Source organism: Pseudomonas sp. RGM2987, assembly GCF_022952855.1.
Classification (GTDB): domain Bacteria; phylum Pseudomonadota; class Gammaproteobacteria; order Pseudomonadales; family Pseudomonadaceae; genus Aquipseudomonas.
On sequence record NZ_JALJDX010000211.1, the window covers coordinates 63268 to 76253 of the forward strand.

A 12986-nucleotide genomic window follows, 5' to 3' on the forward strand; every position below is an offset into this window, starting at 1 on the left:
TTATCCAATGGCGGGTCTACCCCACACAACACAAACCGGTTGCACCGGTATTCAGAGATGATCAGCTATGCTTGAGCGGCGAAGGGAAACGTAAGTGGTTCAGCACTCAATGGACATCAGATTTACCCAACGGCTGTCTTACAAGCAGGCACGCCTGACCGTCCTGGTGGGCTTCGTGCTGGGCACCTTGCTCAGCCTGATGCAGATCGGCATCGATTATGCCAGCGAAGACGCCTCGATCAACCGGGAAATCCTGTCGCTGCTGGAAATCAGCCACAACCCGGCCTCGCGCATCGCCTACAACATCGACGCCGAACTCGCCCAGGAACTGTCCATGGGCTTGCTGCGCTCGCCGGCCATCATCGGCGCCGAACTGATCGACAACAACAAGACCGTACTCGCCAGCGTCAAGCGACCCGAACTGCAAAGCAGCTATCGGTTCATCAGCGATTTCCTGTTCGGCGCCCAGCGTCAGTTCGAGGACCGGCTCTACCTGGACCATCTGCCCGGCGAGTCCCTGGGCGTATTGCGCCTGGACGTCGATACCTACGCGTTCGGCGCACGCTTTCTGCGCCGTGCCGAGGTCACGTTGCTCAACGGCTTCGCCCGCAGCCTGATCCTCACCGGCCTGTTGCTGGCGTTGTTCTATGTGATGCTGACCAAGCCGCTGGTGCGGGTGATCCGCGAGCTGAGCAGCCGCGACCCGAGCAGCAGCGAGCAGAATCGCCTGGAATGCCCATCCGGCCACCAATCCGATGAAATCGGCGTGCTGGTGTCGGTCGCCAACCAGCAGTTCGAAAACATCAGCACCGAAATCCAGCAACGGCGCACCGCCGAAAACCGCCTGACCGAATACCTGGCCCAACTGGAAAACATCGTCTCGGCCCGCACCGCCGAACTCAAGGCCATCAATGCGCGCCTCAGCCAATCCAACGAGGAACTGGAAGTCGCGCGGCGCACCGCCCTGGACATGGCCGAGGCCCGCTCCGCCTTCCTCGCCAACATGAGCCACGAAATCCGTACGCCGCTCAATGGCCTGCTGGGCATGATCGCGTTGTCCCTGGACGGTCCGCTGACGGCCGAACAACAACAGCAACTGTCGATTGCCCATGACTCGGGCAAGGTCCTGGTGGAACTGCTCAACGACATCCTCGATCTGTCGAAATTCGATGCCGGCCAGTTGGAACTCGAGCGAATCCCGTTTGACCTGGGTTCCCTGATCGAAGACACCGCCAACCTGCTTTCGCAGAATGCCGCGCCCAGCGTCGAGCTGGCCTGCCTGATCGATCCACAGTTCCCGGCGCAGGTGCTGGGTGACCCGACCCGGGTGCGCCAGATCGTCAGCAACCTGCTGTCCAATGCGCTGAAGTTCACCCGTTTCGGCCGGGTCGATGTGAAGTTGAGCCACTACGAAGGCGGCGTGCGCATCGAGGTCTGCGACACGGGCATCGGTATCCCCAAGGAGGCCCAAGCGCGGATCCTGCAGCCCTTCACCCAGGCCGGCGCCGGCATCACCCGCCAATTCGGCGGTACCGGGCTGGGCCTGGCGCTGACCTACAACCTTTGCGAAGCCATGCAGGGCCGATTGACCATCAGCTCCGAAGCCGGTTTCGGCAGCCAGTTCTGCGCCGACCTGCCCCTGCCTTGCCACACCCCGGCAACAGCGCCCGAGCCGTTGCGTGGCAATGTCGTCGCCATTACCGCCGGTAGCAGTGGGTTGGCCGAGTTGCTGCGGATGCAGTTGCCGGGCTGGGGGCTGGATTATGTACGGCGCTCGGTGGATGACGGGCTGCTGGGGCTCGCGCCTGACGTGCTGATCACCGACTGCCCGGAATGCCTGTTCAACTTGCGACCGACCTTCGACGCCCCCATCCTGCTGGTCACCGCCTATGGCAGCTTCATGCCCAGCGAAGAGGCCGCCGCCCTCGCGCCGCTGGTCCAACAGGCCCGGCCACTGGCGCGCCATGCGCTGCATCAGATTCTGCGGCGCGCCTTGCAAAGCGAGGCGACCACGATCGACGAGGCAAAAATCGAAACCCTGGCGCCGTCCCGCCGCGGACGGATCCTGCTGGTGGAGGACAATCCGGTGAACCAACTGGTGGCCAAGGGCATGTTGGTGAAACTGGGCTGCGAGGTGACCGTCGCGGCCCACGGCGCCGAAGCCCTGAGCCAGCTTGAGCAACGGGTTTTCGACCTGGTGTTGATGGACTGCAACATGCCGGTGATGGATGGCTACGAAGCCAGTCGGCAGATCCGCCATAGCGGGCGCTGGTCAGAGTTGCCGATCGTGGCATTGACGGCCAACGCCATGCCCGAGGAGCGCGAACGCTGCCGGGCATCGGGCATGAACGACTACTTGTCCAAACCGTTTCGCCGTGAAGAACTGGCGGCGATCCTGGATCAATGGGTGCCGACTACGTCAGCGTTTTGATCTGTCCCAACAGGTGATCGAGACCGTCGCGCAAGGTGTCCAGACGGTCCAGGTCGACACTGCTCTCGCACAACAGGCGAGCCTTGAGCGGAGCGACCTGGTCACGCAAAGCCCAGCCTTGCTCCGACAGGCTCAGGTGCACCTCCCGCTCATCCCGGGCCGAACGCTGGCGCTGGACCAGGTCCAGCTGTTCCAGGCGCTTGAGCAGCGGCGTCAACGTGCCGGAATCCAGCAGCAAGCGTTCGCCCAGGGCCTTGACCGTCGGTTGCTCCGGCGCCGTGTCGTGCCATTCCCACAGCACCAGCATCGCCAGGTATTGTGGATAGGTCAGGCCGAGCTGGTCGAGCATCGGCTTGTAGCCACGGATCACCGCCCGCGAGGCGGCGTACAACTTGAAGCACAACTGGCTGTCGAGCTTCAGCGAATCGGCTGACAGGTCATTCATTTGAGCAGTGCTTCAATCTCGCCGGTGAGGTCCTGGGGTTTGGTGGTCGGGGCAAAACGCTTGACCACCTGGCCGTCCTTGCCGATCAGGAACTTGGTGAAATTCCACTTGATGCCCTTGGACCCCAGCACGCCGGGCGCCCGCTGTTTCAACTGGACGAACAACGGATGAGCGTCGGCGCCGTTGACCTCGATTTTCTTGAACAGCGGAAAACTCACGCCATAGTTCAGCTCGCAGAATTCGCTGATCGTCCCTTCGTTACCCGGTTCCTGCTTGCCGAACTGATTGCAGGGAAAGCCCAGCACCACCAGCCCCTGATCCTTGTAGGTCTGCCACAGCGCCTCAAGGCCTTTGTATTGCGGGGTGAAACCGCACTGGCTGGCGGTATTGACCACCAGCACTGCCTTGCCGGCGAAATCGGCGAGGGTTTTCTGTTCGCCCTTGATGGTGGTGCACGGGATACTCAGCAGGTTGTCGCTCATGGCAAGGCTCCGATTGAAGGTTGGATGCTGAAGATAGCGAGCAATTGAATTGCGTGCAATTTAATTGACAAAAATGATACCCCGTCATGAGTGAAGCCTCAGGCATCGCTACACGTCCGTGGCGAGGGAGCTTGCTCCCGCTCGGCTGCAAAGCAGCCGCAAATCCATCACCACTCCATCGAACCGCATCAGGTCCTTTTGGGGCGGCTGCGCCACCCAGCGGGAGCAAGCTCCCTCGCCATGGTAAGCTGGCTGGCGCAAAAATTTGTTCGTACCGAGCCTTTGGCGGTTACTCCCGGGGAACCAGATCCAGGCACACCGAGTTGATGCAATAGCGCAGCCCCGTGGGCGGCGGGCCGTCAGGGAAGACGTGGCCCAGGTGTGAATCACACTTGGCGCAGACCACTTCGGTGCGGATCATGCCGTGGCTGACATCCCGCACTTCCACTACCGCGCTGCCCTCGATCGGCGCATAGAAACTCGGCCAGCCACAGCCGGAGTCGAACTTGGTCCGCGAATCGAACAACGGCTCGTTGCAGCAGATGCAGTGGTAGACGCCGTCGGTCTTGGTGGCGTTGTATTTACCGGAGAATGGTCGTTCGGTGCCCTTCAGCCGACAAACGTTGTACTGCTCCGGATCGAGCATGGCGCGCCATTCTTCAAGGGTTTTTTCCAACTTTTCCATCGTCCTACCTCGGCAATTGAAAAAGCCCGATCCGACGCTTTTAAGCAGATCGGGCGGCACGTATGATTGCGCCTCGTCAGGCGCCAGTCTGGCAGTCACGTCATGCGCATTCAAACGGATTGTGACGCCTACACCGCGTCAGGCCTGGGCACAGACGCAGGAATCCCAGTACGGTAGTTCATACGCCGCCTGGATCGTTCATTTTCGGGAACACATCGCCATGCAGGTCAGCAAATCGAACAAGCTCGCCAACGTCTGCTACGACATTCGCGGCCCGGTGCTCAAGCACGCCAAGCGCCTGGAAGAGGAAGGCCATCGCATCCTCAAGCTGAACATCGGCAACCCGGCCCCCTTTGGTTTCGAAGCGCCCGATGAAATCCTCCAGGACGTCATCCGCAACCTGCCGACCGCCCAAGGCTACAGCGACTCCAAAGGCCTGTTCAGCGCCCGCAAGGCCGTGATGCAGTACTACCAGCAGAAACAGGTCGAAGGCATCGGTATCGAGGACATCTACCTGGGCAACGGTGTGTCCGAGCTGATCGTGATGTCGATGCAGGCCCTGCTCAACAACGGCGACGAGGTGCTGGTGCCGGCGCCGGACTATCCACTGTGGACTGCCGCCGTGAGCCTGTCCGGCGGTAACCCGGTGCATTACCTGTGCGACGAACAGGCCAACTGGTTCCCGGACCTGGCGGACATCAAGGCCAAGATCACGCCCAATACCAAGGCGCTGGTGATCATCAACCCGAACAACCCCACCGGCGCCGTGTATTCGCGCGAAGTGCTGCTGGGCATGCTGGAACTGGCCCGCCAGCACAACCTGGTGGTGTTCTCCGACGAAATCTACGACAAGATCCTGTATGACGACGCCGTGCACGTCTGCACTGCGTCCCTGGCTCCGGACCTGCTGTGCCTGACCTTCAACGGCCTGTCCAAATCCTATCGGGTCGCAGGCTTCCGCTCCGGCTGGATCGCCATCTCCGGGCCCAAGCACCATGCCCAGAGCTACATCGAAGGCATCGACATGCTCGCCAACATGCGCCTGTGCGCCAACGTGCCGAGCCAGCATGCGATCCAGACCGCGCTGGGCGGCTACCAGAGCATCAACGACCTGGTCCTGCCCCAGGGCCGGCTGCTGGAGCAACGCAATCGCACCTGGGAACTGCTCAACGACATTCCCGGCGTCAGTTGCGTCAAGCCAATGGGCGCGCTATATGCCTTCCCTCGGATCGATCCGAAGGTCTGCCCGATCCACAACGATGAAAAATTCGTCCTCGACCTGCTGCTGTCCGAAAAGCTGCTGGTGGTCCAGGGCACGGCGTTCAACTGGCCATGGCCGGATCACTTCCGCGTCGTGACCCTGCCCCGGGTCGATGACCTGGACCAGGCCATTGGCCGGATCGGCCACTTCCTCAAGTCCTATCGTCAGTAAGCCGAAGAGCGTGCGGGGCGTCCTCGTCTCGCACGCTGTCTGATTCAGCAACATATCCACTCAGAAGATTCCGACAGGCCTCCTACACTTGGGATGGGGCAACCAGGAAGCGGCCGTGTCCAACGTTCACGGGGCATCAGCACCAGATTTCTTTTCCTCGCTCACTTTCAGAAAAGTCTTTCAAACATTTAGGACGCTTGTAGGACATAGTTTGAAATAGTCAGCGAGTTGAATAGCCAGCGGCAGCACCTTATATACCCGCATAACGCTACATCTTTAGCATGAGGAGATTTCCACAACCATGATGCGCATCCTGCTGTTCCTGGCCACTAACCTGGCGGTCGTGCTGATTGCCAGCATCACCCTGAGCCTCTTTGGCTTCAACGGGTTCATGGCGGCCAACGGGATTGACCTCAACCTCAATCAGTTGTTGATCTTCTGTGCGGTGTTCGGCTTCGCCGGCTCGCTGTTCTCGCTGTTCATCTCCAAGTGGATGGCGAAAATGAGCACCGGCACCCAGATCATCAGCCAGCCGCGCACCCGCCACGAACAATGGCTGCTGCAGACCGTCGAGCAACTGTCCCGCGAAGCCGGGATCAAGATGCCGGAAGTCGGGATTTTCCCGGCCTACGAGGCCAACGCCTTCGCCACCGGCTGGAACAAGAACGACGCACTGGTCGCGGTCAGCCAGGGTTTGCTCGAGCGGTTCTCGACGGATGAAGTCAAGGCCGTGCTGGCCCACGAGATCGGCCACGTTGCCAACGGCGACATGGTGACCCTGGCGTTGGTCCAGGGGGTGGTGAACACCTTCGTGATGTTCTTTGCCCGGATCATCGGTAATTTCGTCGACAAGGTGATCTTCAAGAACGAAGAAGGCCAAGGCATTGCCTACTACGTGGCAACCATCTTCGCCGAACTGGTACTGGGCATCCTCGCCAGCGCCATCGTCATGTGGTTCTCACGCAAGCGCGAGTTCCGCGCCGACGAAGCCGGCGCACGCCTGGCCGGCACCACTGCCATGATCGGCGCCCTGCAACGCCTGCGCGCCGAACAAGGCCTGCCGGTCCACATGCCCGACACGCTGAATGCCTTCGGCATCAACGGCGGTATCAAGCAGGGCCTGGCCCGGATGTTCATGAGCCACCCGCCGCTGGAAGAGCGCATCGACGCACTGCGTCGTCGCGGCTGATCGGTTCAAGCGTCAAGAAGAAGCCCGCAGCAATGCGGGCTTTTCTTTGTCTGCAGTTTTATGCGTTGCCGGGTCTGGCCTCATCGCCGGCATAGACACACAGCATCAACGACTGGAAATCCGATACACCCGCTCATCCAACCTCGTTACACCCGCCTGCAAAAACTTCCAGCTTTCCCCCAGCACATCCTGTTCCTGCAAGACCTCCAACTGCCAATTGCCCCCCAACAACCGCCGCACCTCGTCGTCATCCACGGCAAAGGGCGGGCCAGGCATCTCGGGCTGGTTGTAATCCAGCGTGATCAGCAACCCAACACAGCTTGGCAGGATGGCCTGCAAATGCGCCGCATATCGCTCACGCATCCGCCCAGGCAGGGCAATCAACGCGGCCCGATCGTACAGCGCCACGCAGTCGACCAGGTCATCCGAACCAAGGGCAAAAAAATCACCGCAGCGGATTTCAATGTCCCCGGCACGGAACACCTTGAAAGCTCCCTCCTCGCTCACGCTCGGCTTCAACTGATGTTCATCGAAAAAATCGGTGATGGCCTTTTCCGACAGCTCCACCCCCAATACCGAATGCCCTTGATGGGCGAGCCACAACAGATCCAGGGTCTTGCCGCACAAGGGCACCAATACCCGGCTGCCCTGCGCCAATCCCATTTGCGGCCAGAAACGTTGCAAGTAGGGGTTCACGTCCGACGAATGAAAACCGATCTGATTCGTCGACCAGCGCTTATGCCAAAACTCGGGCTCCATGACTCGCTCCAAAAAATCGATCAAACCGGGCTAAAACTTATATTAGATTTAGATGATTGACCTGACGGAAGATGACGACATCTTAACGCTCTGGAGTCCTTTCATGCTGCCCAGCCTGTTCATCTCCCACGGCTCACCGATGCTCGCCCTGGAGCCCGGCGCCAGCGGTCCGGCCCTGGCTCGCCTGGCCGCGCAATTGCCCAGGCCCGAGGCTATCGTCATCGTGTCCGCCCACTGGGAAAGTGACGAGCTGCTGGTCAGTGCCAATCCTCAGCCGCGCACCTGGCACGACTTTGGTGGCTTCCCGCCGGCCCTGTACGCGGTGCAATACCCCGCGCCGGGCAATCCGGAACTGGCCGCGCAAGTGAGCGCGTTGCTCAATGCCGCACGCTTGCCGACGCGCCTCGACCACCAGCGGCCATCCGACCACGGCGTCTGGGTGCCGTTGTCCCTGATGTATCCCGAAGCCGATATCCCGGTGGTCCAGGTTTCGCTGCCCAGCCGCCACGGCCCGGTATTACAGACGCAAGTCGGCCAGGCCTTGGCGAGCCTGCGCGAGCAAGGCATCCTGATGATTGGCTCAGGCAGCATCACCCATAACCTGCGCGACCTGGACTGGAACGCCGGCCCCGAAAGCATCGAGCCCTGGGCCAAGGCGTTTCGCGATTGGATGGTGGAGAAACTGGCGGCAGACGACGAGGCCGCTCTGCATGACTACCGTCGCCAGGCGCCCAATGCCGTGCGCAGCCATCCCAGCGACGAGCATCTGCTGCCGCTGTATTTCGCCCGGGGAGCCGGCGGGTTGTTCAGCGTGGCTCATCAAGGGTTCACGATGGGGGCGTTGGGGATGGACATCTATCGGTTTGGCTGACGCTGTACCGAGTCGCCCTCTTCGCGAGCAAGCCCGCTCCCACAGGGGATCTATGGCGCTCACAAATCCCCTGCGGGAGCGGGCTTGCTCGCGAATGAGACGACACCGATCAACCTGAAGGCCCACAAACCAACAGGCAAAAAAATCCCCGAACCAGTCGGGGATTTTTCATGCTCGATCAATCAGCCCAGGGGCCGATCAATCTTCGCGATAGCGACGCAGCTTGAGTTGCTTGCCGGCCACGCGAGTGTCCTTGAGCTTGGCCAGCAACTTCTCCAAGCCATCTTCCGGCAGTTCCACCAGGCTGAAGCTGTCACGCACCTGGATGCGACCGATGGCTTCACGCGCCAGGCCGCCCTCGTTGAGGATGGCACCCAGCAGGTTCTTGGCGGCGATGCCGTCACGGGCGCCCAGCGCGGTACGGCAACGAGCACGACCCTCGGCCAGTGGGATCGGCGCACGACGCTCACGATCACCACGGTCCGGACGATCACCGCTGCGCTCAGGACGATCGCCACGCGGTGCGTTGTTTGGCACCAGCGGACGCTCTTTCTCGATGGCAGCCAGGTTCAACGCCTGACCGTTGGTGGCCTTGCGCAGCAGGGCGGCGGCCAGGGCACGCGGGGAGCAACCGATGTCGGCGGTCAGGCGATCGAGCAGATCACCGTGGGTCGATTCGGCGTCAGCCACCAGCGGCGACAGGCTGTTGGTCAGTTTCTTGATGCGCGCATCCAGAACGGCCTGAGCGTCCGGCAGACGAACTTCGACGACCTTCTGACCGGTCACACGCTCGATCACTTGCAGCATGCGGCGCTCACGCGGAGTGACCAGCAGCAGTGCACGACCTTCGCGACCGGCACGGCCAGTACGGCCGATACGGTGAACGTAGGATTCCGGATCGTACGGCATGTCCACGTTGAACACGTGGGTGATGCGCGGAACGTCCAGGCCACGGGCGGCAACGTCGGTCGCCACAACGATGTCCAGGCGGCCATCCTTGAGGGAGTCGATCACGCGCTCACGCTGGTTCTGGGCGATGTCGCCGTTCAGAGCAGCGGCCTTGTAGCCTTTGGCTTCCAGGGCGCTGGCCAGGTCCAGGGTCGCTTGCTTGGTACGCACGAACATGATCAGGGCGTCGAAATCCTCGACTTCCAGCAGGCTCAGTACGGCCGAGGTCTTCTGGTCGGCGTGAACCAGCAGGTGAGCCTGCTCGATCGCGGTGACGGTCTGGGTCTTGGTCTGAATCTTGACGTGTTGCGGATCGCGCAGATGGCGCTCGGCAATGGCACGGATCGACTGCGGCAGGGTGGCCGAGAACAAGACGGTCTGACGGGTCGCAGGAAGCGCCTTGAAGATGACTTCCAGGTCGTCCATGAAACCCAGTTTGAGCATTTCGTCGGCTTCGTCGAGAACCAGGTGGTTCACGGTGGCCAGTACTTTTTCGTCACGACGCAGGTGGTCGCACAGACGACCCGGAGTGGCGACAACGATCTGTGCACCATTACGGATGGCTTTCAGTTGCGGCCCCATCGGGGCACCGCCGTAAACGGCCACAACGGTAACGCCAGGCATTTGCTTGGCGTAGGTTTCGAAAGCGGTTGCTACTTGCAGCGCCAACTCTCGGGTTGGCGCCAGGATCAGGGCTTGCGGCTCGCGCTTGGCAGGATCGATGCGATGCAGGATCGGCAGGGCGAACGCTGCGGTTTTACCCGTACCGGTTTGCGCCTGGCCAATCATGTCGTGGCCGGCCATGATGATCGGGATCGATTGCTGCTGAATAGCCGAAGGCTCTTCGTAGCCGGTCGCTGCGACGGCTGCAAGAATGTTCGGATTGAGATTGAAAGCGGCGAAGCCGCCGAGTTCCTGGGTCATGGGTCTGCCTCTAAGTGCATCCGCAAAGACCCATGCTCCAAAGCTGCGCATGCCGTGTTGAGACTCAAGAGTCGCCCTGGCAGCTTTGTCGGCGGGGATTTGCGAAAACGAATGAATGAAAAAGAACGTCTGGAAGCATCCGTTGTGCGGACATGCAACCGAAGCTGACTTCGGAAACTGCGCTACCTTGACGCGGCCCGGCTAAAGGCCGGCGCGCACTATACCGGAATTCGGCCAAAAAGGGAGCTTTTTTTACAGGGACTAAAACGTTTCACCTTGGGTAAAGCAGGTTCACCACAGGGTCTCTGCTTCACCCGAAACCTGTGGCGAGGGAGCTTGCTCCCGCTCGGCTGCGCAGCAGACGCCTTGAAGCAGGCGCAGTACCGAAGGGGGACGCTTCGCGCCCCAGCGGGAGCAAGCTCCCTCGCCACAAGAGCACCAGACAGGACAGTGCCCTCGGGCCTGCATTGTTCACCAACTCAAGTCGCCGGCCGAATCGCCTTGATCAACGGCAACAACGAATACCCGAGTCGCGGCGCCAATCCCTCGGCCCGCGTGATCAATCCGTCCATGTCCAACACCTGGTCCAGGTCGGACGGCACGATCAGGATCACGTTGCCCTCCTTCACCGGCAGTTCCCAATAGTGCCGGTGGTACAAACCGCGCAACAGCGCAGCGCCCAGGGGCTTGCCATCGTCGGTGGCCCATTGGTTGATGACCAGCCAGCCGCCCGGGTTGAGGCGTTTCTGGCAGTCTTCAAGGAAACCCCACGCCAAGTGCCCGACGCCGGGGCCGACATCGGTATAGAGGTCGACGAAAATCAGGTCCGCAGGCTCGGCGGTTTCCAGCAGCTCGAGGGCATCGCCGACGCGGATGTACAGCCGCGGATCGTCGTCCAGCCCCAGGTATTCAATGGCCAGGCGCGGCACGTCGGGGCGCAACTCGATGGCTTCGACGTCTTCCAGCGGCAGAAACTTGAGACAGGCCTGGGTCAGGGTCCCGGCCCCCAGCCCGAGGAACAGCGCGCTCTCCGGCTGTTCGTGACACAACGCGCCGATCAACATGGCGCGGGTGTAGTCGTATTCAAGCCAGCTCGGATCGGCGGTGAACACACAGCTCTGCTCGATGGCATCGCCGAATTCAAGAAACCGGTAGTCGGCCACTTCCAAGACTCGGATCATGCCGAACTCGTCATGCACCTCGGCGAGCAGATGCTCGACGCGCTCCTCTGTCATTTCAACTCCTGATGCAACCGGACGGCCGCGGCTACGCGCAGAACCTGGGCAAAAGAGCAATTGTCCGCGAAGCGACGCAAACAGGTCACGCACTAATTTGCTGCTAACATGGCCGTCCGAGCGAAAACCACCTAGAGATCATGATGAGCCAACCCTGGAGTCCTGACAGCTGGCGCGCCTTGCCGATCCAGCAACAACCCCATTACCCCGACGCAGCCCACCTGCTGCACGTGGAGCAGACCCTGGCCAGTTACCCGCCACTGGTGTTTGCCGGTGAGGCCAGGGAGTTGCGCCGCCAGTTCGCCGAGGTGACCCAGGGCCGCGCCTTCCTGCTGCAAGGCGGCGATTGCGCCGAGAGCTTTGCCGAATTCTCGGCGGCGAAGATACGCGACACCTTTAAAGTGTTGCTGCAAATGGCGATTGTGATGACCTTTGCCGCCGGCTGCCCGGTGGTCAAGGTCGGGCGCATGGCCGGCCAATTCGCCAAGCCGCGCTCGGCCAACGACGAAACCATCGACGGCGTGACCCTGCCGGCGTATCGGGGCGACATCGTCAACGGCATCGGCTTCGACGAAAAAAGCCGTGTACCGGACCCGGAGCGGCTGCTGCAGTCGTACCATCAGTCCACTGCCACCCTGAACTTGCTGCGTGCCTTCGCCCAGGGCGGGTTTGCCGACCTGCACCAGGTCCACAAGTGGAACCTGGATTTCATCGCCAACTCGGCCCTGGCGGAAAAATACAGCCACCTGGCCGACCGCATCGATGAAACCCTGGCGTTCATGCGTGCCTGCGGTATGGACAGCTCGCCGCAACTGCGCGAAACCAGTTTTTTCACCGCCCACGAAGCGTTGCTGCTCAATTACGAAGAAGCCTTCGTGCGCCGCGACAGCCTGACCAACGACTATTACGACTGCTCGGCCCACATGCTCTGGATCGGCGACCGCACCCGCCAGTTGGACGGTGCCCATGTCGAATTCCTGCGCGGGGTGAACAACCCGATCGGGGTCAAGGTGGGGCCGACCATGGACCCTGACGACTTGATCCGCCTGATCGAGGTGCTCAACCCGGACAACGATCCTGGCCGCCTGAACCTGATCGCGCGGATGGGCGCGAACAAGGTTGCCGATCACCTGCCGCCGCTGTTGCGCGCCGTGCAGCGCGAAGGCAAGCAGGTGCTGTGGAGCTCCGATCCGATGCATGGCAACACCATCAAGGCCAGCAGCGGCTACAAGACCCGGGACTTTGCGCAGATCCTCGGCGAGGTGAAGCAGTTCTTCCAGGCTCACGAAGCCGAAGGCACCTACGCTGGCGGTATTCACATCGAAATGACCGGGCAGAACGTCACCGAATGCATCGGCGGCGCCCGGCCCATCACCGAGGACGGACTGTCTGACCGCTACCACACCCACTGCGACCCACGGATGAATGCCGATCAGTCATTGGAATTGGCGTTCTTGATTGCCGAGACGTTGAAGCAGGTGCGGCGGTGAATCAGATGGTTCTGTAGCGCCTGGATGATCGCTTTCGCGAGCAAGCCCGCTCCCACAGTTGATCTTCAGTGAACAAACTACTTGTGAACGACTCG

General features: G+C 61.3%; 11 protein-coding genes. 5 read left to right on the forward strand and 6 right to left on the reverse strand.

Annotated elements, in window-relative coordinates:
• The first annotated feature begins 109 nt into the window (after window positions 1-109).
• On the forward strand, window positions 110-2431 hold the full coding sequence (locus RGM2987_RS19520) for a response regulator (RefSeq protein WP_245144409.1): 2322 nt from the start codon (window positions 110-112) through the stop codon (window positions 2429-2431).
• Here the strand turns inward: RGM2987_RS19520 and RGM2987_RS19525 are convergent.
• The 3 genes from RGM2987_RS19525 to msrB all read right to left on the reverse strand — a co-directional run bounded on the left by RGM2987_RS19525 (window position 2415) and on the right by msrB (window position 4043).
• Window positions 2415-2876 carry a MarR family transcriptional regulator gene (locus RGM2987_RS19525; protein WP_245144411.1) on the reverse strand — a complete coding sequence of 154 codons (462 nt, stop codon included), beginning with the start codon at window positions 2874-2876 and terminating at the stop codon, window positions 2415-2417. The genes RGM2987_RS19520 and RGM2987_RS19525 overlap by 17 nt on opposite strands.
• The gene (locus RGM2987_RS19530; protein WP_245144413.1) at window positions 2873-3358 is read right to left on the reverse strand and encodes a glutathione peroxidase; all 486 of its coding nucleotides are present in this window, start codon (window positions 3356-3358) and stop codon (window positions 2873-2875) included. Before RGM2987_RS19530 ends, RGM2987_RS19525 begins: the two co-directional genes overlap by 4 nt.
• Before the next feature lie 289 nt (window positions 3359-3647).
• Window positions 3648-4043 (reverse strand): peptide-methionine (R)-S-oxide reductase MsrB, encoded by a 396-nt coding sequence (gene msrB / locus RGM2987_RS19535; RefSeq protein ID WP_245144415.1) that lies wholly within the window; start codon window positions 4041-4043, stop codon window positions 3648-3650.
• A gap of 220 nt (window positions 4044-4263) precedes the next feature.
• Between msrB and RGM2987_RS19540 the strand changes: the two genes are divergently transcribed.
• Together RGM2987_RS19540 and htpX are read left to right on the forward strand one after the other, a co-directional pair.
• Window positions 4264-5475 (forward strand): pyridoxal phosphate-dependent aminotransferase, encoded by a 1212-nt coding sequence (locus RGM2987_RS19540; RefSeq protein ID WP_245144416.1) that lies wholly within the window; start codon window positions 4264-4266, stop codon window positions 5473-5475.
• A 301-nt stretch (window positions 5476-5776) separates the two neighbouring features.
• Window positions 5777-6664: a protease HtpX gene (gene htpX, locus RGM2987_RS19545; protein ID WP_245144417.1), complete on the forward strand. Its 888-nt coding sequence runs from the start codon at window positions 5777-5779 to the stop codon at window positions 6662-6664.
• Between the two features lie 105 nt (window positions 6665-6769).
• Here the strand turns inward: htpX and RGM2987_RS19550 are convergent, their stop codons facing one another.
• Window positions 6770-7423 carry a thiopurine S-methyltransferase gene (locus RGM2987_RS19550; RefSeq protein ID WP_245144418.1) on the reverse strand — a complete coding sequence of 218 codons (654 nt, stop codon included), beginning with the start codon at window positions 7421-7423 and terminating at the stop codon, window positions 6770-6772.
• A 103-nt stretch (window positions 7424-7526) separates the two neighbouring features.
• Here RGM2987_RS19550 and RGM2987_RS19555 point away from each other — a divergent pair, with 103 nt between their 5' ends.
• On the forward strand, window positions 7527-8294 hold the full coding sequence (locus RGM2987_RS19555) for a class III extradiol ring-cleavage dioxygenase (RefSeq protein ID WP_245144419.1): 768 nt from the start codon (window positions 7527-7529) through the stop codon (window positions 8292-8294).
• Between the two features lie 198 nt (window positions 8295-8492).
• Here the strand turns inward: RGM2987_RS19555 and RGM2987_RS19560 are convergent, their stop codons facing one another.
• Window positions 8493-10166 carry a DEAD/DEAH box helicase gene (locus RGM2987_RS19560; protein WP_245144421.1) on the reverse strand — a complete coding sequence of 558 codons (1674 nt, stop codon included), beginning with the start codon at window positions 10164-10166 and terminating at the stop codon, window positions 8493-8495.
• 479 nt (window positions 10167-10645) lie between these two features.
• On the reverse strand, window positions 10646-11401 hold the full coding sequence (locus tag RGM2987_RS19565) for a spermidine synthase (RefSeq protein ID WP_245144424.1): 756 nt from the start codon (window positions 11399-11401) through the stop codon (window positions 10646-10648).
• A gap of 143 nt (window positions 11402-11544) precedes the next feature.
• Between RGM2987_RS19565 and RGM2987_RS19570 the strand changes: the two genes are divergently transcribed.
• The gene (locus RGM2987_RS19570) at window positions 11545-12891 is read left to right on the forward strand and encodes a 3-deoxy-7-phosphoheptulonate synthase class II (protein WP_245144427.1); all 1347 of its coding nucleotides are present in this window, start codon (window positions 11545-11547) and stop codon (window positions 12889-12891) included.
• Window positions 12892-12986 lie beyond the last annotated feature (95 nt).

What these genes read in the sequence shown, in the direction of transcription:
- RGM2987_RS19520 (WP_245144409.1), top strand. Translation starts at nt 110, where the DNA reads ATGGACATCAGATTTACCCAACGGCTGTCTTACAAGCAGGCACGCCTG.
- RGM2987_RS19525 (WP_245144411.1), bottom strand. Translation starts at nt 2,876, where the DNA reads ATGAATGACCTGTCAGCCGATTCGCTGAAGCTCGACAGCCAGTTGTGC.
- RGM2987_RS19530 (WP_245144413.1), bottom strand. Translation starts at nt 3,358, where the DNA reads ATGAGCGACAACCTGCTGAGTATCCCGTGCACCACCATCAAGGGCGAA.
- msrB (WP_245144415.1), bottom strand. Translation starts at nt 4,043, where the DNA reads ATGGAAAAGTTGGAAAAAACCCTTGAAGAATGGCGCGCCATGCTCGAT.
- RGM2987_RS19540 (WP_245144416.1), top strand. Translation starts at nt 4,264, where the DNA reads ATGCAGGTCAGCAAATCGAACAAGCTCGCCAACGTCTGCTACGACATT.
- htpX (WP_245144417.1), top strand. Translation starts at nt 5,777, where the DNA reads ATGATGCGCATCCTGCTGTTCCTGGCCACTAACCTGGCGGTCGTGCTG.
- RGM2987_RS19550 (WP_245144418.1), bottom strand. Translation starts at nt 7,423, where the DNA reads ATGGAGCCCGAGTTTTGGCATAAGCGCTGGTCGACGAATCAGATCGGT.
- RGM2987_RS19555 (WP_245144419.1), top strand. Translation starts at nt 7,527, where the DNA reads ATGCTGCCCAGCCTGTTCATCTCCCACGGCTCACCGATGCTCGCCCTG.
- RGM2987_RS19560 (WP_245144421.1), bottom strand. Translation starts at nt 10,166, where the DNA reads ATGACCCAGGAACTCGGCGGCTTCGCCGCTTTCAATCTCAATCCGAAC.
- RGM2987_RS19565 (WP_245144424.1), bottom strand. Translation starts at nt 11,401, where the DNA reads ATGACAGAGGAGCGCGTCGAGCATCTGCTCGCCGAGGTGCATGACGAG.
- RGM2987_RS19570 (WP_245144427.1), top strand. Translation starts at nt 11,545, where the DNA reads ATGAGCCAACCCTGGAGTCCTGACAGCTGGCGCGCCTTGCCGATCCAG.